General features: G+C 69.3%; 19 protein-coding genes. 10 read left to right on the top strand and 9 right to left on the bottom strand.

Annotation, left to right across the window (positions count from 1 at the left end; all coding sequences use genetic code 11):
- Positions 1 to 267 precede the first annotated feature (267 nt).
- The gene (locus ACWDR4_RS37525; protein WP_450415208.1) at positions 268 to 747 is read left to right on the top strand and encodes an SsgA family sporulation/cell division regulator; all 480 of its coding nucleotides are present in this window, start codon (positions 268 to 270) and stop codon (positions 745 to 747) included.
- Between the two features lie 17 nt (positions 748 to 764).
- Here ACWDR4_RS37525 and ACWDR4_RS37520 read toward each other — a convergent pair whose 3' ends face one another.
- Positions 765 to 2,171 carry an FAD-binding oxidoreductase gene (locus ACWDR4_RS37520; protein WP_450415158.1) on the bottom strand — a complete coding sequence of 469 codons (1,407 nt, stop codon included), beginning with the start codon at positions 2,169 to 2,171 and terminating at the stop codon, positions 765 to 767.
- A gap of 92 nt (positions 2,172 to 2,263) precedes the next feature.
- Between ACWDR4_RS37520 and ACWDR4_RS37515 the strand changes: the two genes are divergently transcribed.
- On the top strand, positions 2,264 to 3,661 hold the full coding sequence (locus ACWDR4_RS37515) for a tetratricopeptide repeat protein (RefSeq protein WP_450415156.1): 1,398 nt from the start codon (positions 2,264 to 2,266) through the stop codon (positions 3,659 to 3,661).
- Positions 3,662 to 3,696: 35 nt separating this feature from the next.
- Here ACWDR4_RS37515 and hppD read toward each other — a convergent pair whose 3' ends face one another.
- Positions 3,697 to 4,842 (bottom strand): 4-hydroxyphenylpyruvate dioxygenase, encoded by a 1,146-nt coding sequence (gene hppD / locus ACWDR4_RS37510; RefSeq protein ID WP_450415155.1) that lies wholly within the window; start codon positions 4,840 to 4,842, stop codon positions 3,697 to 3,699.
- Between the two features lie 128 nt (positions 4,843 to 4,970).
- Here hppD and ACWDR4_RS37505 point away from each other — a divergent pair, with 128 nt between their 5' ends.
- The 7 genes from ACWDR4_RS37505 (at position 4,971) to ACWDR4_RS37475 (ending at position 10,047) form a co-directional block, all read left to right on the top strand.
- Positions 4,971 to 5,447: an Lrp/AsnC family transcriptional regulator gene (locus ACWDR4_RS37505; RefSeq protein WP_389358097.1), complete on the top strand. Its 477-nt coding sequence runs from the start codon at positions 4,971 to 4,973 to the stop codon at positions 5,445 to 5,447.
- A gap of 27 nt (positions 5,448 to 5,474) precedes the next feature.
- On the top strand, positions 5,475 to 6,122 hold the full coding sequence (locus ACWDR4_RS37500; protein ID WP_450415153.1) for an ABC transporter permease: 648 nt from the start codon (positions 5,475 to 5,477) through the stop codon (positions 6,120 to 6,122).
- The gene (locus ACWDR4_RS37495; protein ID WP_450415151.1) at positions 6,115 to 7,353 is read left to right on the top strand and encodes a betaine/proline/choline family ABC transporter ATP-binding protein; all 1,239 of its coding nucleotides are present in this window, start codon (positions 6,115 to 6,117) and stop codon (positions 7,351 to 7,353) included. Before ACWDR4_RS37500 ends, ACWDR4_RS37495 begins: the two co-directional genes overlap by 8 nt.
- A 23-nt stretch (positions 7,354 to 7,376) precedes the next feature.
- On the top strand, positions 7,377 to 8,204 hold the full coding sequence (locus ACWDR4_RS37490; protein WP_450415206.1) for an ABC transporter permease: 828 nt from the start codon (positions 7,377 to 7,379) through the stop codon (positions 8,202 to 8,204).
- The gene (locus tag ACWDR4_RS37485) at positions 8,201 to 9,175 is read left to right on the top strand and encodes a glycine betaine ABC transporter substrate-binding protein (RefSeq protein ID WP_450415149.1); all 975 of its coding nucleotides are present in this window, start codon (positions 8,201 to 8,203) and stop codon (positions 9,173 to 9,175) included. The genes ACWDR4_RS37490 and ACWDR4_RS37485 overlap by 4 nt, the downstream gene beginning before the upstream one ends.
- A gap of 67 nt (positions 9,176 to 9,242) precedes the next feature.
- The gene (locus tag ACWDR4_RS37480) at positions 9,243 to 9,845 is read left to right on the top strand and encodes an ArsR/SmtB family transcription factor (protein WP_450415148.1); all 603 of its coding nucleotides are present in this window, start codon (positions 9,243 to 9,245) and stop codon (positions 9,843 to 9,845) included.
- 13 nt (positions 9,846 to 9,858) lie between these two features.
- Positions 9,859 to 10,047 (top strand): hypothetical protein, encoded by a 189-nt coding sequence (locus ACWDR4_RS37475; RefSeq protein ID WP_450415147.1) that lies wholly within the window; start codon positions 9,859 to 9,861, stop codon positions 10,045 to 10,047.
- Between the two features lie 113 nt (positions 10,048 to 10,160).
- Here ACWDR4_RS37475 and ACWDR4_RS37470 read toward each other — a convergent pair whose 3' ends face one another.
- Positions 10,161 to 11,222, bottom strand: a complete 1,062-nt coding sequence (locus tag ACWDR4_RS37470; protein WP_450415145.1) for a LacI family DNA-binding transcriptional regulator — start codon at positions 11,220 to 11,222, stop codon at positions 10,161 to 10,163.
- Between the two features lie 222 nt (positions 11,223 to 11,444).
- On the opposite strand from ACWDR4_RS37470, the gene ACWDR4_RS37465 reads away from it, so the two are divergent.
- Entirely contained in the window at positions 11,445 to 13,274 is a 1,830-nt protein-coding gene (locus ACWDR4_RS37465) for an RICIN domain-containing protein (RefSeq protein ID WP_450415143.1), read from the top strand.
- A gap of 86 nt (positions 13,275 to 13,360) precedes the next feature.
- Here the strand turns inward: ACWDR4_RS37465 and ACWDR4_RS37460 are convergent, their stop codons facing one another.
- The 6 genes from ACWDR4_RS37460 to ACWDR4_RS37435 all read right to left on the bottom strand — a co-directional run bounded on the left by ACWDR4_RS37460 (position 13,361) and on the right by ACWDR4_RS37435 (position 19,277).
- Entirely contained in the window at positions 13,361 to 14,152 is a 792-nt protein-coding gene (locus ACWDR4_RS37460) for a S16 family serine protease (RefSeq protein WP_450415141.1), read from the bottom strand.
- 94 nt (positions 14,153 to 14,246) lie between these two features.
- The gene (locus tag ACWDR4_RS37455; RefSeq protein WP_105974336.1) at positions 14,247 to 14,888 is read right to left on the bottom strand and encodes an IclR family transcriptional regulator; all 642 of its coding nucleotides are present in this window, start codon (positions 14,886 to 14,888) and stop codon (positions 14,247 to 14,249) included.
- Between the two features lie 326 nt (positions 14,889 to 15,214).
- Entirely contained in the window at positions 15,215 to 17,026 is a 1,812-nt protein-coding gene (locus ACWDR4_RS37450; protein ID WP_450415139.1) for a DEAD/DEAH box helicase, read from the bottom strand.
- 150 nt (positions 17,027 to 17,176) lie between these two features.
- Positions 17,177 to 17,563: a type II toxin-antitoxin system death-on-curing family toxin gene (locus tag ACWDR4_RS37445; protein WP_450415137.1), complete on the bottom strand. Its 387-nt coding sequence runs from the start codon at positions 17,561 to 17,563 to the stop codon at positions 17,177 to 17,179.
- A gap of 3 nt (positions 17,564 to 17,566) precedes the next feature.
- On the bottom strand, positions 17,567 to 17,764 hold the full coding sequence (locus ACWDR4_RS37440) for an Arc family DNA-binding protein (protein WP_006375907.1): 198 nt from the start codon (positions 17,762 to 17,764) through the stop codon (positions 17,567 to 17,569).
- Positions 17,765 to 17,810: 46 nt separating this feature from the next.
- Positions 17,811 to 19,277, bottom strand: coding sequence for an MFS transporter (locus ACWDR4_RS37435; RefSeq protein WP_450415136.1), 1,467 nt, complete (start codon positions 19,275 to 19,277; stop codon positions 17,811 to 17,813).
- Positions 19,278 to 19,408 lie beyond the last annotated feature (131 nt).

Raw genomic sequence — 19,408 nt, 5'->3', positions numbered from 1 at the left:
CGTATCTGCTCGGGGGTCATTTGGGGTGCCCCACATCTATCAGACCGGCGCATGTACCACCGCCCCTCCTGCTGTACCTACTCCCTTCGTGACAGCTTCTGCCATCTGTCGCGACGGGTCCGACACCGTTCGACGCCGTTCGCAAGAAACATCTCCGAAAAACTTCCCGGAACCCGCGTAATGCTGACGCCTCTCCGCCCTCTCTCCTCTTGCGGGCCCGACACGGCCCCCTGCAACGAGAGAGGAAGTACCGCCATGACGCACGCCATGAACACCGTGGTGGAACGGGAACTGGAGCTGAAACTCATCCTGTCGCCGGAGCGGAGCATCCCCGTCCCGGCGCGGCTCAGCTACCGCACCAACGATCCGTTCGCCGTCCACATCGCCTTCCACATCAGCTCCGAGAACCCCGTGAACTGGACGTTCGCCCGCGAACTGCTGGTCGAGGGGGTGTTCCGGCCGTGCGGTCACGGCGACGTGCGGGTGTGGCCGACAAAGGTCGACGGGCGCAGCGTCGTCCTGATGGCGCTGAGTTCACCCGACGGAGACGCCCTGCTCGAGGCGCCCGCCGCTCAGGTGTCCGCATGGCTGGAGCGCACCCTGCGGGCGGTCCCCCCGGGCTCTGAGGCCGAGCAGCTCGGAATCGACGACGGCCTCGCCGAGCTGCTCGCACCCACCCCGGGCTGTCACGACGAACTGTGGCTGCGCGACCCGTGGCCCTCGGACGAGTCCCAGGACGGCGAATGACACGGACCGCCGGTCGGTCAGAAGAGCTTGCCGGGGTTGAGGATGCCCAGCGGGTCGAAGGTCGCCTTGACCGCCCGCTGCATCTCCATGCCCACCGGCCCCAGCTCCCGCGCCAGCCACTCCTTCTTGAGGATGCCGACGCCGTGCTCGCCGGTGATCGTGCCGCCGAGTTCCAGGCCGAGGGCCATGATCTCGTCGAAGGACTCGCGGGCCCGCCGGGACTCGTCGGGGTCCTGGGCGTCGAAGCAGACCGTGGGGTGGGTGTTGCCGTCGCCCGCGTGGGCGCAGACCCCGATGGTGAGCTGGTACTTCTCGGCGATGCGCTCGACCCCTTCCAGCAGCTCGGCGAGCCGCGACCGGGGTACGCACACGTCGTCGATCATCGTCGTGCCCTTGACCGCTTCGAGCGCGACCAGGCACAACCGCCGTGCCTGGAGCAGGAGTTCGGACTCGGCGGCGTCGTCGGCGGGGACGACCTGGGTGGCTCCGGCCGCCTCGCACAGCGCGCCGACGGCTGCCAGGTCGGCCGCGGGGTCGAGGGTGTCGAAGGCGCAGAGGAGGAGGGCCTCGGTGGTCTCCGGCAGTCCCATGTTCGCCAGGTCGTTGACCGCCTTGACGGTCGTACGGTCCATCAGTTCGAGGAGGGACGGGACGTGACCGCCCTCCATGATCCGGCACACGGCGTCGCACGCGGCGGCGGCCGACGCGAACTCGGCGGCCAGCACGAGCTGTTGGGGCGGCTGCGGCTTCAGGGCCAGGACCGCCCGTACGACGATGCCGAGCGAGCCCTCCGAGCCGACGAAGAGGCGGGTGAGGTCGTACCCGGCGACGCCCTTCGCGGTCCGCCGTCCGGTGGACATGAGCCGCCCGTCGGCGAGGACGACGTCCAGCCCGAGGACGTACTCGGCCGTGACCCCGTACTTCACGCAGCACAGCCCGCCCGACGCGGTGCCGATGTTGCCGCCGATCGTGCACATCTCCCAGCTGGAGGGGTCCGGGGGGTAGTACAGGCCGTGTTCGTTGACGGCGCGGGAGAGGGTGGCGTTGATGACGCCGGGCTCGACGACGGCGATGCGGTCGACCGGGCTGATCTCCAGGATGCGGTCCATCTTCACGAGCGACAGCACGATGCAGCCCTCGGAGGCGTTGGCCGCGCCCGACAGGCCCGTGCGAGCGCCCTGCGGGACGACCGGGACGCGCAGCTCGGTGGCCACGCGCATGACGTGCTGGACCTGTTCGACCGTGCGCGGCAGGACGACCACGGCCGGGGTCCCGGCCTCGCAGAAGCTCGCCATGTCGTTGGCGTAGGCGGCCGTGACATCCGGATCGGTGAGCACCGCCTCGGCCGGCAGCTCCGCGAGCAGCCGGTCCGTGAGGTTGCCCTGGGCTTCGTCGGGTGCGGCTTGGATACGGCTCATGATCACAGCGTCGCACCCGGGGCCATCGGTGTGAACCCCGTCTGCGAGGCGCTTTCGGTACGGGAATCCGGTCGTCGTACTGACGCAGAGTGAGCGCCATGGAGATGGAGAGAGCCCGCGTTCGTGTCCTCCCGCGCCCGCTGTTCGCCGCACTCGCGGGGTGTGCGGCACTCGGCGGCGCCCTGATGCTGCTGCCCCCGGACCGGCCCGCCGCACCACCGGCGCCGGGCCCGGCGGCCCGGGCGGAACGGGCGGTGACCGCCGGAGCGCCCGCCGCGCTGCCCGACCTGGCGGCTCTCATCGGCGACCGCGAGGCGTTCGTACGCACCCATCCGCGTGACGGACAGGCCTGGGCGCAGCTCGGCTCGGCGTATGTGGAGCGCGGCCGGCGGACGTCCGACGCCGCCGACTTCCCGAGGGCGGAACGCGCGCTGCGTACGTCGGTCAAGGTGCGCCCGGGCGGGAACGCGGAGGCGCTCGGCGGGCTGGCCGCGCTGGCGAACACCCGCCGGGACTTCCCGGCCGCCCGGGAGTGGGGCGAGGCGGCACTGCGCGAGGCACCGAGGCGCTGGACGTCGTACCCGGCGCTGCTGGACGCCTACACCGGCCTCGGCGACTACAAGGCGGTGCGCCGGACGCTGGAGCGGTTGCAGGGGCTGCGTTCCGGGGCGGCCGTGCCGGCGGTGATGGCGGAGGCGGCGGGCGTGTACCGGGACCAGGGCCGGCGCGAGGACGCGCAGGCGGCGCTCGCGGACGCGGCGGCACGGACGGCGACCCCGGCCGAGGAGGCCGAATGGCAGTACCGGGCGGGCGAGTTGGCCTGGGAACGCGGCGAACCGGCCGAGGCACTGCACCACTTCGAGGCCGCCCTGCGACTCGACCCCGGGCTGGGTTCCGCGCGGGCGGGCGAGGGACGGGCGCTGGCGGCTCTGGGCCGGTCGACGGAGGCGGTGACCGCCTACCGGACGGCCCTCGCCAAGCAGCCGTCCCCTCAATACGCGCTGGAACTGGGCGAGTTGTACGAGTCCCTGGGCCGCCCGGAGGAGGCGGGTACGCAGTACGCCGTACTGCGGGCCCGGGTCGCGAAGGAGCAAGCCGCCGGTGTCGACGGCGAGTTGCTGCTCGGGCGGTTCGAAGCGGACCACGGGGACGCGGAGTCGGCCGTACGACGGCTGCGGGCGGAGTGGGCGCGGCAGCCGGGCCTCGATGTCGCGGACGCGCTGGGCCGGGCGCTGCACCGGGCGGGGAAGGCCGAGTTGGCGCTCGGCTGGGCGCGGCGAGCGACCGACAAGGAGCACGGCGGCGAGGTGCGCAGCGCGCTGTACGTGTTCCACCGGGGCATGATCGAGTGGGAGTTGGGGCTGGCGGGGCCCGCGCGCCGGCATCTGGAGGAGGCGTTGCGGATCAATCCGTACTTCTCGCCTGCGGGGGCGGTGGCGGCGAAGGAGGCACTGGCGGCGTTGGGCGAGCCGGTGGCGTCCGACTCACCCAACTGACCGCCGATACCGGCCGGTTAGAGGTTGGTTGCCGCTTACAGGTTGCCGCGCTTGTCCTGCTCCCGCTCGATCGCCTCGAAGAGGGCCTTGAAGTTGCCCTTGCCGAAGCCCATCGAGCCGTGCCGTTCGATGATCTCGAAGAAGACGGTCGGCCGGTCCTGGACCGGCTTGGTGAAGATCTGGAGCAGATAGCCGTCCTCGTCGCGGTCGGCGAGGATCTTCAGCTCGCGGAGAGTCTCGACGGGGACGCGGGTGTCGCCGACCCACTCCCCCAGGGTGTCGTAGTACGAGTCGGGCGTGTCGAGGAAGTGGACCCCCGCGGCCCGCATGGTCCGTACGGTCTCGACGATGTCGCTGGAGTTGAGGGCGATGTGCTGGACGCCCGCGCCGCCGTAGAACTCCAGGTACTCGTCGATCTGGGACTTCTTCTTGGCGATGGCGGGTTCGTTGATCGGGAACTTGACCTTCAGCGTCCCGTCGGCGACGACCTTCGACATCAGGGCGCTGTACTCGGTGGCGATGTCGTCGCCCACGAACTCCTTCATGTTCGTGAAGCCCATGACCTTGTTGTAGAAGCCGACCCATTCGTTCATATGGCCGAGTTCGACGTTGCCCACGCAGTGGTCGATCGCCTGGAAGGTGCGCCGGGCAGGCGGTTCGACGAGCGGGGCCGCGGCGGCGTACCCCGGGAGGTACGGGCCGTCGTACCCCGTGCGCTCGACGAGGGTGTGGCGGGTCTGGCCGTACGTGGCGATGGCGGCGAGGACGACGGTGCCGTGCTCGTCCTTCAGCTCGTACGGCTCGGCCAGCGAGCGGGCGCCGTGTGCGACGGCGTACTCGTACGCGGCGCGGGCGTCCGGGACCTCGATGGCGAGGTCGACGACGCCGTCGCCGTGCTCGGCCACATGGCCGGCCAGGAAGTGGCCCCAGGTGGTGGCGGGCCTGACGACCGAGGTGAGGACGAACCGGGCGGAGCCGTTCTCCAGGACGTACGACGCCGTCTCGCGGCTGCCCGTCTCCGGTCCGGAGTAGGCGACGAGCCGCATGCCGAAGGCCGTGGAGTAGTAGTGCGCGGCCTGCTTGGCGTTGCCCACGGCGAAGACGACCGCGTCCATTCCCTTGACCGGGAAGGGATCTGCCTGCCGGGCGGTGTCGGGAGTGTGGTCTGTGGTCTGCGTCATGACCGCAGCCTGGTCCGGTGACGGCAAGATGCGCAACAGTTTGCGCTGTGGCTGGACATTCTGCTCAGCTGTAGGCCCGTACGTCCGGGCTTTCTGTACACGATGACCATCCCATCTGAGGGGTTCCTGTGACGATCGACGAACTCGACGGGCGGATCATCGTGCTGCTCGCGCGGGAGCCGCGGATCGGTGTGCTGGAGATGTCCCGGCGGCTGGGAGTGGCGCGGGGGACGGCGCAGGCGCGGCTCGACCGGCTTCAGTCGAATGGCGTCATCCGGGGGTTCGGGCCGCAGGTGGACCCGGCGGCCCTCGGCTACCCGGTCACCGCGTTCGCGACGCTCCAGATCCGGCAGGGGCAAGGGCGGGACGTACGGGCCCACTTGGCGTCCGTGCCGGAGGTGCTGGAGCTGCACACGACCACCGGCAGCGGGGACATGCTGTGCCGGCTCGTGGCGCGCTCGAACGCCGATCTCCAGCGGGTGATCGACCGGGTCGTCGGTTTTGATGGCATCGACCGGGCCGCCACGGCGATCGTCATGGAGAACCCCGTTCCGCTGCGGATCATCCCGCTGGTGGAGCAGGCGGCCCTGGAGGACAGCGACTGAACCAGGACTAGTCGGAGGGTGATGGCGGTGAACTTCTGGGAGTACCTCGGAAACCGCCATCAGCAGCTGCTCACGGACGCGTTCCAGCACGCCAGCGCCGTCTTCCAGTGCATGGTCGTGGCGACGCTCATCGGGGTCACGCTCGGGGTCGTCACCTACCGCAGCGAGTGGGCGGGCAACCTGGCGACCACGGCGACATCGACGATCCTGACGATCCCGTCGCTCGCGATGATCGGTCTGCTGATCCCGATCGTCGGCCTGGGTGTGCCCCCGACGGTCATCGCCCTCACCCTCTACGGCCTCCTCCCGATCGTGCGCAACGCGATCGTGGGCCTGCGCGGGGTCGACCCGGCGCTCGTCGACGCGGCGAGGGGCATCGGGATGTCCCGGGCGGCGCAGCTGGCACGGGTGGAGCTGCCGCTGGCCTGGCCGCCGATCCTGACCGGCATCCGGGTCTCGACACAGATGCTGATGGGCATCGCCGCCATCGCCGCGTACGCGTCCGGCCCGGGTCTCGGCAATGAGATCTTCCGGGGCATCGCCTCGCTGGGCAGCAAGAACGCCCTGAACCAGGTCCTCGCCGGCACGCTGGGGATCATCGTGCTCGCGCTGCTGTTCGACGCGGGGTACGTGCTCGTCGGGCGGCTGACGATTCCGAGGGGGATCCGTGTCTGACTCCACCGGCGCCACCATCGAGCTGGAGGGCCTGACCAAGCGCTACCCGGGCAGTGACCGGCCCGCCGTGGACAACGTCTCGATGGAGATCAAGGCAGGCGAGACCGTCATCTTCGTGGGCCCGTCGGGGTGCGGTAAGTCGACGACGCTGAAGATGATCAACCGGCTGATCGAGCCGACCGGCGGCCGGATCCGCATCGGCGGCGAGGACGTCACCGACATGGACCCGGTGAAGCTGCGCCGCAGGATCGGGTACGCCATCCAGTCGTCCGGTCTCTTCCCGCACATGACGGTCGCCCAGAACATCGCCCTCGTCCCGAGGATGACGGGCTGGCCGGCGGGACGGATCAAGGCGCGGGTGGAGGAGATGCTCGACCTGGTCGGCCTCGACCCCGGCGAGTTCCACGACCGCTATCCGCGCCAGCTGTCCGGCGGTCAGCAGCAACGGGTGGGCGTGGCAAGGGCGTTGGCGGCCGATCCGCCGGTCCTGCTGATGGACGAGCCGTTCGGTGCCGTCGACCCGATCACCCGGGACCACCTCCAGGACGAGCTGATCCGGCTCCAGCACGAGCTGCACAAGACGATCGTCTTCGTGACGCACGACTTCGACGAGGCGATCAAGCTGGGCGACCGGATCGCGGTCCTGCGCGAGCGCTCGCACATCGCCCAGTTCGACACCCCGGAGGCGATCCTCACCAACCCGGCCGACGACTTCGTGTCCGGGTTCGTGGGCGCGGGGGCGGCACTGAAGCGGCTGAACCTCACCCGCGTACGAAATGTGGAGATCACCGACTACCCGACGGTGGCCGTCGACGACCCGCTCCAGGACATCTTCAACAAGCTCCGGTCCAGCGGTACGAACGAGATCCTGCTGCTCGACAAACGGCGCCGCCCGTACAAATGGCTGCGGCGGGGCGACCTGATGCGGGCCAGGGGTTCACTGGCGCGCGCCGGGACGCTGGTCTCCGACACGGTGACCCGGGACGCCACCCTGCGGGACGCGCTGGAGGCGGTGCTGACGGACAACGCGGGGCGGGTCGCGGTGACCGGGCGGCGGGGCGAGTACGAGGGTGTCGTCGACATGGAGACGCTGATGAACTCCGTGCACGAACTCCTGGAGGCCGACCGGCTAGAGGCGGTGGAGGCGCAGCACGACCTGGAGACGGCACGGACGGACCTGACGCACGCCGAGCAGGAAGGGGACGGAGAAGGAGGGGAGGTGCGGGCGTGACCACTCCTACGGTCGACCCAGAGATGGAGGAGGGGGAAGAAGAGGCGGCGGCGGGACCGGGACTGGGCGAGACTCCGGCAGCGGCCTCTCCATCCGCCCTCAAGTCCCCTACTGCCAGGCTGAGTTGGCAGAAGCTGACGATCCTGCCCGGGGTCCTGGTCCTCGTGCTGCTCGCGACCTGGCTGTGGTTCCGGCAGGCCGACCTGGACGCGATCTCCGAGAACGCGCTGTCCAACGGGCAGGTGTCGAAGGCCCTTTGGCAGCATGTGGAGCTGACGGCGATCTCGACGTTCTTCGTGCTGGTCATCGCGATTCCGCTGGGCATCCTGCTGACTCGGCGGGCGTTCCGTCGGGCGACCCCGGTGGTGATGGCGGTCGCCAACATGGGTCAGGCGACCCCGGCGATCGGCCTGTTGGCGCTGCTGGTGATCTGGCTGGGCATCGGCCGGAAGACGGCGCTGATCGGCATCGTGGCGTACGCGATCCTGCCCGTCCTGTCGAACACCATCGCCGGCCTGAAGGCCAACGACCCCACCCTCCTGGAGGCGGCTCGGGGCATCGGCATGTCGTCGCTGTGGGTGCTGGCCAGGGTCGAACTCCCGCTGGCGGTACCGCTGATCCTCGCGGGCGTGCGGACGGCGCTCGTCCTGAACGTGGGCACGGCGACGCTGGCCACGTTCGGCGGGGGCGGTGGACTGGGGGTGCTGATCACGACCGGGATCACCAACCAGCGGATGCCGGTGCTGATGCTGGGCTCGATCCTGACCGTCGTCCTGGCGCTGCTGGTGGACTGGCTGGCCTCGCTGGCCGAACTGCTGCTGCGGCCCCGGGGGTTGGAGGCGGGGACATGAGGCTCAGCAGGCAGGCCGTACTGGCCGGTGCCGGGTGCGTGCTTCTCGCGGCTCTGGCGCCCGGCTGCGGCCTGACCAGTGGCTCCCCGATGGTCGACGACGTCGAACCGGGCTCGATCGGCAAGGGGAAGCCCCTGGAGGGCGCCGACCTGACGGTGACGTCCAAGTCGTTCACGGAGAACCTGATCCTCGGCGCGATGATGGGCATCGCCTTCGAGGCGGCGGGCGCGGACGTGCTCGACCGTACGGGCATCCAGGGGTCGTTCGGCGCGCGCGAGGCGGTGAAGAAGGGCGACGCGGACGGCATGTACGAGTACACGGGCACCGCGTGGATCACGTACCAGGGCAACAGCGAACCGATCGCCGACCCGCACGAACAGTGGAAGGCGGTCCGGGACGCGGACCTGAAGAGCGGACTGACGTGGCTGTCCCCGTCGGCGCTGAACAACACCTACGCCCTGGCGATGAACCAGTCGAATCTCAAGAAGTACGGCACGAAGACGCTGTCGGCGGTGGCCGAGCTGGCGGCGACCCGGCCGAAGGCGGTGACGCTGTGCGTGGAGGGCGAGTTCGCCAACCGCGCGGACGGTCTGCCGGGTATGGAGAAGGCGTACGGCATGAGCCTGCCCGCCGGGAACATCACGCAGATGGACACCGGGATCATCTACACCCAGGCGGCGAAGGGGAGTTGTGTGTACGGGGAGGTCTTCACGACGGACGGCCGCATCAAGTCGATGAACCTCGCGGTGATGGCGGACGACCGGAAGTTCTTCCCCAACTACAACGCGGCCCCCGAGATCAACTCGAAGACCCTGAAGAAGTGGCCGGCGATCACGAAGATCCTCGACCCGGTGACGGCGAAGCTGACGAACGCGGTGGCGCAGGAGCTGAACGCCAAGGTGGATGTGGAGGGGGAGGATCCGCATCAGGTGGCGTTGGACTGGATGCGGGCGGAGGGGTTCGTGAAGTAGGCAGTCCAAAGAGAGTGTTGCAAAGAAGTACTTGCAAGGGTTTCTTTGCAAGGCTATCTTTGTACTCATGACGGAGCACGAAGAACGCCCGGGGACCGAAGAGCGCAAGGTGCGTCACCTCGACGCCCGCTCACTGCGCGGCCTCGCTCACCCGATGCGGATGCAGTTGCTGGACTCCCTGCGCCGGAGCGGTCCGGCGACGGCGTCCCAACTGGCCGAGAAGCTGGGCGAGTCCAGCGGGGCGACCAGCTACCACCTGCGCCAGCTCGCCGCGCACGGCTTCGTCGAGGACGCGCCGGAGCGCGGCAAGGGGCGGGAGCGGTGGTGGAAGGCGGTGGACGAGGGAGTGGCCTTCGACACCGGCAAGTTCAAGGACGCCGACCCTGACGTACGTGGGGCGATGGAACTACTCCTGCACGAAGTTGCGAACACCCACACCCGCGAGCTGTCCGCCTGGCTCGGCACCCGGAACGACTGGCCCCAACCCTGGTCACGCGGCTCCGACATGAGCGACCACACGCTGCGGCTGACGCCCGACCTCGCCGAGGAACTCGTCCGCAAGATGCACGCCCTGATCGACGACTACCGCGGCCTCGTCACCGACGAGAACACCCCCGAGGCAGAGCAAGTGCGCGTCCACACCCACCTGTTCCCCGTCAAGACGGGCTGAGAGGCCACCGCCGATGAACCCCGAGCCCTACCTCGCCCACCACCACCTCCACGCCGCCGACCTCCGCGCCGAGGCGGACGCCCACCGACTCGCCCTCGCGGCCAAGCGCCCTCAGCGGGACCTGCGCACGAGGGTCGGCTGGACCCTCGTAGAGGTCGGCCTGCGCCTGGCGTCGGCACCGCCGAAGCCGCAACTCGCGTAACGCGACGGTTCGGCATCGCCCTCGATGGGGCCGCAGGCCCCTTCAGAGGCGCGGGGAACTGCGCGACCAGCCACAACGGCGCCGCACCAAACCCACAACCCTTCGCGGCACCCTCAACCCCCGCCAAGCCGTCGGCAAGACTCCCGCACCACCAACGGCGGATCCACCTCACGCAGAACCCGCTCCGCAGACCCCGGGTTCGCGATCTCCTCCACCAGCAACCCAACCCCCTCCGTCGCCACCGCGTCGAAGTCCTGCGCCACCGTCGTCAACGCGGGCTGCTGGAAGCGGGCGGCCGGGATGTCGTCCATCCCCACGACGCTCACCTCGTCCGGAACCCGCCGCCCCCGCTCGTGCAACGCCCTGACCAGGCCGATCGCCATGTCGTCGTTCGCCACGAACACCGCGGTCATCGCCTCGTCGTCCGCCAGCCGCAGCCCCGCCTCGTACCCGCTCGCGCAGGACCAGTCCCCCGCGACGGGCTCGGCCACGGGAAGGCCGGCCTCGGTCAGCGCCGAGCGCCAGCCGTCCGCGCGGTCACGGGACGCCCACCACTGACCCGGCCCCGAGACATGCCGGATCTCGGTGTGCCCCAGGTCGATGAGGTGCCGGGTCGCCACGTACCCACTGCGGTCCGACTTCTCCGCCGAGCGGATACGCCGTGCCGCGACCAGCCCAGGAAAACGCCCAATGGTGAGGATGGGCACGTCCAGCCAGACCTTGACCGGACTCCCCTCATCGATCGCCTCCGACAGCACGATCCCGTCGACACCCTGCTCCAGGAGGCTGTCGATGGCCTCGGCAGTGCTGTGTTCGTCGTCCTCGGTGGTGTGGGCGACGCTGACCGAGTAGCCGAGCCGGCGCGCCGAGCGCTCTATGGCGACCAGCATGGTCATGGGGCCGTACAGCCGGGCGCCCAGCGAGATGACCCCCAGCCGCCGGCTCCGCCCCGAAGTGAGGCTGCGCGCCGCGCCGTTGGGCCGGTACCCGAGCTGCTGGGCCGCCCGCAGGACGCGCGTGCGCAGCTCCTCACGGACGTACGGCTCGTTGTTCATCACGCGCGAGACCGTCTTCTGGGAGACACCGGCGAGCCGCGCGACGTCGGAACTCGTCGCCGCCGGCCGCGAGACGCCGCCGTCCCGAGCGTCACGACCCTGGGCACTCGTACCGGCCACCGAAGCCCTCCCTCACCAGACTGCGCTGTCAGAAAACCGTCGGGATCAGTGTGCGGGCCAGCCGTGCAGATCGTCAATCGGTGACCGCGACCCCCAGTAATTCCCCGTAATCCCGAGGAAACAGCGTCGTCACGAGTATTGACGCCAGCCGGATCGGAGCCACAGACTCCGGCCTGACTACGCAGTCACAAATGGACTCGGTACAGAGCGACCGGAGGGGCAATGCGGAGCAGGCAGAGAAGGCAGAGTAGACGAAAGTCGACCAAGGCGCTGGGGAGTCTCGTCGCGGCAGCCGCGCTGCTGGCGGTGCCCATGGCCAGTGCGCAGGCCTACAACCCGACGGGCGGGATCCTCTACCAGCTCGGAAACGAGCCGTGTCTGAAGGGCCGGGGCAACTGCGCGATCTACCCGAAGTCGGCGCAGCTGCCGAGCGGTCGGCTGGTCGCGGCGTTCGAGAAGGCCACCGTCGTGACGGCGACCGGCAGCGCGGACCGCGAGACCCTCCCGGTCTACAAGAGCGACGACAACGGCACGTCGTGGCAGCCCCTGTCGGAGGTCAAGGCACCGGCGTACCTCTCCAGCGACCCCCAGTACGCGAAGTACAAGAGCAACTGGACGAACCCCTACCTGTACGCACTCCCCCAGGACGTGGGCGACCTCAAGGCGGGCACGCTGCTCCTCGCGAGTGTCGTGTCGGGCGACGACGCCTACTACAAGGAGCACAAGGCGGCCGACCCGAACTGGACGCCGTCCAACGACGGGGACCGCAGCGACATCGCGATCGCCCTGTACTCCAGCGTGGACGACGGCGTGACGTGGAAGGTCGAGAACGTCGTCGCGACGGGCGGCTGGCAGGGCGGCAGCGCGGGCGCGGTCGGGACGAACATCGCCGCCGCGAACACGAACCGGCAGGTGGACCCCCTCTGGGAGCCGTACCTGATGGTCTACAAGGGCAAGCTCGTCTGCTACTACTCGGACGAGAACGACTACACCGGCTTCAACGCGACCACCGGCGTCCCGACGCTGGACCCCGCCAACGACACCGCCACGGACTCGCACGGCCAGATCCTCGCCCACAGGACGTGGAACGGCCGCGCTGCGACGCCGTGGAGCGCCCCCGTCGTCGACGTCGCGGGACTGACCGACAACATGGGCGGCGGCAAGACGGAGATCGGCGGCGGGCGGCCGGGCATGGCGAACGTCGTGCGGACGACGGACGGCAAGTGGATGCTCCCGTTCGAGTACTGGGGCGGCGGAGCCAACACCAGGTACGTGATCGCCGACAACCCGCTGGAGTTCTACAAGGGCTCCGCCACCGGCACGGACGTCGCCTCTCTGCCGGTCGACACCGGATCCCGTCCGCTCACGAGAAACGGCAGCCCGGTCGTCATCCAGCTTCCTGGTGGACGGCTGGTCTACAACGCGGCCGGCAGCGGCAGCGTCTGGGTCAACGAGACCGGGCGCAGCGACGGCCGCTGGAAGGAGTACCAGACGACGTCGCCGGGTGCGTACAGCCGCAATCTGCAGTACGTCGAGGGCACCGGCCGTGTCGCGATCCTCAACAACCAGGGCACCTCGACACTGGCGTTCGCGGAGGTCGACCTGGGTCAGTCGGCGGGCGCCTACTACCAGTTGGTCAACCGCAGGACGGACCAGGTCATCGGCACCGGCAACCACACGAACGACGCGAACCTCGGCAACGGTGATGTGCCCGACGTGGCGCTGGAGGCGCCGGGTTCGGCGGCGAACCCCGACACCCAGTACTGGCACGTGGTGACCGAACCGAACGGCGGTACGACACTCCTGAACAAGTCCGGCGGTCGCGCGGCAGCCATCTGGACCGGCAACGCGACGGCCGGCCAGCGGATCGGCCAGTGGGTCGACAACAGCGCGACAGGCAGCTGGAACCTGATCAAGACGGACGACGGCTTCTACAAGTTGCAGTCGGTGAAGAACACGAACCTGTACCTGACGGGAGCGAGCGCCGGAGCCCCGTTGACCCTACAGAACGCGACAACGGACGGCTCGCAGGACTGGGAGCTGGTGAGGTAAAGGCCCCGGGGGCGGTGCCGCCTTTAGGGGCGCGGGGAACTGCGCGACAAGCCCCCACCGGCCCGCAGCCAAGGAACCGACCGTGCTCAACAACCAGGCACAGTCCCCTGCCCCGACGACAACGCCACCAACGCCCCAACCGCCCCCTTGAGCGAAGTAACCGGAATCAACCGCAACCCCTTAGGAAGCTCAGACTCCGCATCCGAACACTCCGCCTCAGGCACCAGAAACACAGTCGCCCCATCCCGCCGAGCGGCCTGCGTCTTCAACGCGACACCCCCCACCGCCCCGACCGTCCCATCCGCGTCGATAGTCCCCGTACCCGCGATAGAGCGACCCCCTGTCAGGTCACCCCCGTCACCATCACCATCCAGCTTGTCCACGATCCCCAGCGAAAACAGCAACCCCGCACTGGGCCCGCCAACATCGGAAAGCTTGAGACTGACCTTGACCTTGCCGGAGTCCTCGCCCAGATACTTCAACGCCGCCTCGGCCGCCGCGTCCTGCGACTCCTTCATCTCGGCCGCGTTGTGCTCCTCGATCTCCTTGGTGCTGTCACCGCTCGGATAGACGGAGTCACGCGGCATCACGGCCTGGTCGGTACGGAACCAGCCATCGAGTACGTCGCCCAGGCTCACGTGGGTGTCCGGCCCGGTCGCCTCGATGGTCGTCATCCGCAGCTCGCCGCGCGTCTCACGGACCGTCGCGCCGGTGATGGTGATGACCGGGTCGCCGGCGTTGTCGCCGAGGACGTTCGCCGTCATCCCGGGCTGCGCCAAGGCGAACGGCAGCGGCGCGAACGCGGCCGTGGCGAGCAGGGCCACGACGGGCAGGGCACAGACGGCGACGGCCCGGGGGCGCGTGAGGCGAGAGAGCACGGGGTCAATCTAACGTGGGGTCGCTTTCGGGCCAGGGGCGGCTGCCCTCCCCTCCCGCAGGCCGGTCAGCGTAGGCGGGTCAACCACAGGCCGCTCAACGCAACGCCTCGGACACTTCCCGCGCCGCGTCCATGACCCGAGGCCCCACCCGCTCGGGCACCGCATCGGCGAGCATGACGACCCCCACGCTCCCCTCGACCCCCGTCACGCCGATCAGCGGAGCCGCGGCCCCGCTCGCGCCGGCCTCCAGCTCGCCGTGCGTGAGGGTGTATCCGGGGTCGGTGGCGGGCTGCTGCCGGGCGGAGAGGATGGCCTTGCCGGCCGCGCCGCGCTCCAGGGGGTGCCGGAAACCGGCCCGGTACGCCACGTGGTAGTCGGTCCAGGTCGGCTCGACGACGGCGACGGCGAGCGCCTCCGTGCCGTCGACGAGGGTCAGGTGGGCGGTGGCGCCGATGTCCTCGGCCAGCGACCTGAGCGCAGGCAGCGCTGCCTCCCGTACAAGGGGATGCACCTGACGCCCCAGCCGCAGCACCCCCAGCCCCACCCTCGCCCGGCCGCCCAGGTCACGGCGTACGAGCGCGTGCTGTTCCAGGGTGGCGAGGAGCCGGTACACGACGGTCCGATTGACCCCAAGCCGGGTCGACAGCTCGGTGACGGTCAGGCCGTGGTCGGTGTCGGCGAGCAGCTTGAGGACGCGCAGTCCCCGGTCGAGCGTCTGGGAGGTCTCCGCGGTCACGACGCCCACTCCTTCAAATGGTGAGGTCGGCAGCCCCCTGACGACGGGTGCGTCGCCGGTCCCGTGGGCGACGCGTGTCAGAGGCGGCCGATCGGCGCGGCCCGGGCTCTCCCGGACAGGTCGCTTCACGACTGCGCTCCGCGGCGGCGCTGCCACGGGGCGTGTGCGTGTCGGGGACATTAGCGAAGGCAGTTCGCTCAGCGGAAGGCTACGTCCAGAATCCGGTCACTCCCCGGTACGGACTACTGCGCTTCCTCCCGATATGCACGGCGTGTGCACGACCGCACACGCCCCTCACCGGACGGCGCGGCCGACGCCGTCGACCATCACCGCATCCGGGTGGCCCACTCCTGCACTTTGGCGATGCGCTGTCGCAACTGTCCCGCGGTGGCCTCGGCACTCGGCGGCCCACCGCAGACGCGCCGCAGCTCGGTGTGGATCACTCCGTGCGGCTTGCCGCTCTGATGCGTATAGGCCGAGACCATGGTGTTGAGCTGCTTGCGCAGCTCCAGCATCTCCTTGTGGGAGACGACGGGCCGCCGCTCGGCGGGCAGTTCAAGGAGGTCGGCCTCGTCGTCGGGCTTCTTACGGCTGTGCGCGATCTGCCGCGCCTGCCGCTTCTGGAGGAGCAGCTGCACCTGGTCGGGTTCGAGGAGCCCCGGAATCCCGAGGTAGTCCTGCTCCTCCTCGCTCCCCGGGTGCGCCTGCATCCCGAACTCGGCGCCGTCGTACAGCACCCGGTCGAAGACGGCGTCGGACTCCAGCGCCTCGAAGGAGAACTGCTCCTGCTCCCCGGTGTCCTCGTCCTCCTCCCGGTTCGCCTCCTCCATCTCCTTCTCGGATTCGGCGTACGGGTCCTCCTCGCCCTCCTTCTTGGGCTTGTCGAGGGCGTGGTCGCGCTCGACCTCCATCTCGTTGGCGAAGGTGAGGAGGTCGGGGACGGTCGGCAGGAAAACGGAGGCGGTCTCGCCACGTCGCCGGGACCGTACGAAGCGTCCGACGGCCTGGGCGAAGAAGAGGGGCGTGGAAATGGTCGTGGCGTACACCCCAACAGCGAGCCGAGGCACATCCACCCCCTCGGACACCATCCGTACGGCGACCATCCAACGGGAGTCGTTGTTGGCGAACTCGTCGATACGGTCGGAAGCGCCGGTGTCGTCGGAGAGGACGACGGTGGCCTTGGTCCCGGTGATGTCGCGAATCAACTTGGCGTAGGCACGAGCCGACTCCTGATCGGTGGCGATGACGAGGGCCCCGGCGTCCGGGATCCCCTTCCGCACCTCGGTCAGCCGTTTGTCGGCGGCTCGCAGCACGCTGGGCATCCACTCGCCACGAGGATCGAGGGCGGTACGCCAGGCCTGCGAGATGGCGTCCTTGGTCATCGGCTCGCCGAGCCGAGCGGCGATCTCATCCCCCGCCTTGGTCCGCCACCGCATCTGCCCGCTGTAGGAGAGGAAGATGACGGGCCGGACGACATGGTCGGCGAGCGCGTTCCCGTACCCGTAGGTGTAGTCGGCGGAGGACCGCCGAATCCCGTCATTCCCCTCCTCGTACGTGACGAAGGGAATGGGATTGGTGTCGGACCGGAAGGGCGTACCGGTGAGCGCGAGCCGCCGGGTGGCGGGCTCGAAGGCCTCAAGACAGGCCTCACCCCAGGACTTGGAATCCCCGGCGTGGTGGATCTCGTCAAGAATGACGAGAGTCTTCCGCTGCTCGACGCGATTGCGATGCAGCATGGGCCGCACGCCAACCCCGGCATAGGTCACGGCGACGCCCTGGTACTCCTTGCTGAGCGGCCCGGCGCTGTACTCGGGATCGAGCTTGATCCCTATCCGCGCCGCCGCCTCGGCCCACTGCTTCTTCAGATGCTCGGTGGGCGCGACCACGGTCACCTGCTGCACGACATGGTGGTGCAGCAGCCAGGAGGCGAGCGTCAGCGCGAACGTCGTCTTGCCGGCGCCGGGAGTGGCGACGGCGAGAAAGTCACGCGGCTGCTCCTTGAGATACCTCTCCATCGCCCCCTGCTGCCAGGCACGCAGCTTGCTGGCGGTACCCCAGGGGGCACGGCCGGGGAAGGCGGGCGAGAGGTGATGGTTCGAGGCGGTACCGGGGGCGGCGCTGGCGGCGGTGGTAGTCACGATCTCCGGGGGTGGTGGGTCGGGCGGCTCTGCGGCGGTTGCGGTTACTGCTGAGGCTGGGGGCTACGTATGACAACCGGGCCACCCTACCGGCGGCCCGGCGCTGTCAACGTGCGTACGACGCGGGGTCACCCCGGGATGGGACTCAGCTCACATCGCCTCATGCAGAGCCCTCAAACGCCGGGCGATCAGCCCGACATCCTCCAGAGTGCCCGCCGCCACCTCGATGACGAGCTTGTACGCCTCGTCCTGATCGACATCCAGCATCTCGGTGCCGTTGAAGTCGAGGAAGACGACCGTGGACATCCACGCCATGCGCTTGTTGCCGTCCACCAGAGGATGGTTCACGGCGAGCGACTGAAGCAGCGCGGCGGCCTTCTCGAAGAGGTCCGTGTACGCCTCGACGCCGAACATCTGTGACCGGGGACGGTGGACGGCCGAGCTGAGCAGCCCCAGGTCGCGCACGGCGACCTGTGTCTGCTCCCCACACGCCAGCTCCGCCAGCTCCAGGACCTCCTGGACCGTGAGGTACTTCACTTACTACTCCCCCAGCCTGCGCAGCAGGTCAGCATGGCCCGCCGCGTACTTCGCCCCCAGACGACGGACCGTGTTCCGGTCCGCCTCCTGCTCCAGATACCGGTCGATCGCCTGAAGCACTATGGCGTGCATGCTGCGCCCCTCCTCCTCGGCACGCAGCTTCAGGGCCTCCTGCTGGTCGTCGCGCAGACGAAGGTTCATAGCCATACCACCACGGTACCAAGAATGGGGCCACCGTGGTACCACTTCACTTGACCCGCAACCGCGTAGTCACCCAGGCCCCCACCAACGCCACCCCCGCCATCGGCAGAAACACGACAGCGAAGGCGGCCGGATGAGAGCCGCCGGCCGCCGCGCCGGAGGCATGAGCCACCGTCCCGCCACCCAGCGCGGCGAAGGCCGCACCCCCACCCGCCAACAGCACCACGTTGGACAGCCCGTCGGAGATCTGTAGGGAGGCAGAGTTGGCGCCGGCCTCCTCGGGGGCGGAGAGGTGAAGCAGCAACACGCTGGTACTGGAGATGACGAGCCCCATCCCGAAGCACCCGAACGCCCACACCACCGCAAGGGTCCACACGGGCACGGAGTCGATCAGCACGGCGGGCGCCCCGGCGATGGACGCGGCGACGACGACCATCCCGAACGTCATCAGCCGATCCCGATACGGCTCCATCCTCGCCCGCGCCTGCACGGACGACCCCAACGCCCACGTAACGCCCCCCGCGGCGAGCGAGAATCCGGCCAACGTCGGCGACAGCCCCCGCTGTGTGACGAGCATCAAGGGCACAAAGGACTCGGCAGCGATGAAGGACCCCGCAGCCACTCCACGCAACAACACAACGGACGGCAACCCGCGCGCGGCCCGATAGGTCCCGCGGGGAAGCAGCCCAAGGACGGCAGGCACGAGCAACGAGACACCCAACAACCCCGGAACGACGGAGAACCACCGCAGATCCTGAGCGGCGTACTGAAGCAGCCCGGCCCCGAGGGAGATCCCGAAGGCAAGCCGAATACGCCGCCGCCCTACCTGCTCACCCTGACCAGGCCCATCCTTCACAGCCCCACCGGCGAGCCGCCGTATTTGAGGCAGGGCGAGCGCAAGCGGAAAAACAACAAGCACAGGTATCCCGACGAACACCCACCGCCACCCAAGCTGCTCGGTGACGGCACCGGCGGCAAGAGGCCCAACAACAGACGGCACAACCCAACTGGCAGCAAAGGCAGCCATGATGGAGGCCCGCAACCGCTCGGGATAAGCCCGCCCGACAACCACATACAGGGAAACAATCACCAGCCCACCCCCGAGCCCCTGCACGGCCCGCCCGGCGATGAACAGCCACATGACCCCGGCGGTCCCGGACAACAGCAACCCGGCGGCAAAAGCGGCGATCCCGGTGGTCAGCGGCCCCAGCGGCCCCCTGCGATCCGACCACTGCCCCGCAAGCACCATCCCGAACAGACTGGTCGTGAAGTACCCGGAGAAGGCGAACGCGTACAGCGACACCCCGTCCAGCTCCCGCGCGGCAACAGGCATAGCCGTCCCCACGGCAGTCGCCTCAAAGGCAATGAGCAGCACGACGGACACGATCCCGACACTGAGCGCCCGATAGGAACGCCCCAGCACCCCCTCCCCACCGGGTACGGCAGCCAAAGGGACGCCCGCGTCGGAGATGTCGGCGGCGACGCCGGTGTCGCCCGGTTCCAGGGAGGTCATGCAGGCCAGCGTAAGGGCCATCCCCCACCTTGACCCCTGTCGGAGGTAGGACCCGACCCGAGACCTTGGTCGTACGCCCACGGGCCACCGACCGCCATTCATGAACGGCATATGGCAGTCCCATTGCAGCC

The organism is Streptomyces sp. NPDC000878 (assembly GCF_053599695.1).
The sequence above is the reverse complement of the archived record's forward strand: the minus strand, read 5'-3'. Positions and strand labels throughout refer to the sequence as shown.

What these genes read in the sequence shown, in the direction of transcription:
- ACWDR4_RS37525 (WP_450415208.1), top strand. Translation starts at nt 268, where the DNA reads ATGAACACCGTGGTGGAACGGGAACTGGAGCTGAAACTCATCCTGTCG.
- ACWDR4_RS37515 (WP_450415156.1), top strand. Translation starts at nt 2,264, where the DNA reads ATGGAGATGGAGAGAGCCCGCGTTCGTGTCCTCCCGCGCCCGCTGTTC.
- hppD (WP_450415155.1), bottom strand. Translation starts at nt 4,842, where the DNA reads ATGACGCAGACCACAGACCACACTCCCGACACCGCCCGGCAGGCAGAT.
- ACWDR4_RS37490 (WP_450415206.1), top strand. Translation starts at nt 7,377, where the DNA reads ATGGAGGAGGGGGAAGAAGAGGCGGCGGCGGGACCGGGACTGGGCGAG.
- ACWDR4_RS37485 (WP_450415149.1), top strand. Translation starts at nt 8,201, where the DNA reads ATGAGGCTCAGCAGGCAGGCCGTACTGGCCGGTGCCGGGTGCGTGCTT.
- ACWDR4_RS37480 (WP_450415148.1), top strand. Translation starts at nt 9,243, where the DNA reads ATGACGGAGCACGAAGAACGCCCGGGGACCGAAGAGCGCAAGGTGCGT.
- ACWDR4_RS37475 (WP_450415147.1), top strand. Translation starts at nt 9,859, where the DNA reads ATGAACCCCGAGCCCTACCTCGCCCACCACCACCTCCACGCCGCCGAC.
- ACWDR4_RS37465 (WP_450415143.1), top strand. Translation starts at nt 11,445, where the DNA reads ATGCGGAGCAGGCAGAGAAGGCAGAGTAGACGAAAGTCGACCAAGGCG.
- ACWDR4_RS37440 (WP_006375907.1), bottom strand. Translation starts at nt 17,764, where the DNA reads ATGAACCTTCGTCTGCGCGACGACCAGCAGGAGGCCCTGAAGCTGCGT.
- ACWDR4_RS37435 (WP_450415136.1), bottom strand. Translation starts at nt 19,277, where the DNA reads ATGACCTCCCTGGAACCGGGCGACACCGGCGTCGCCGCCGACATCTCC.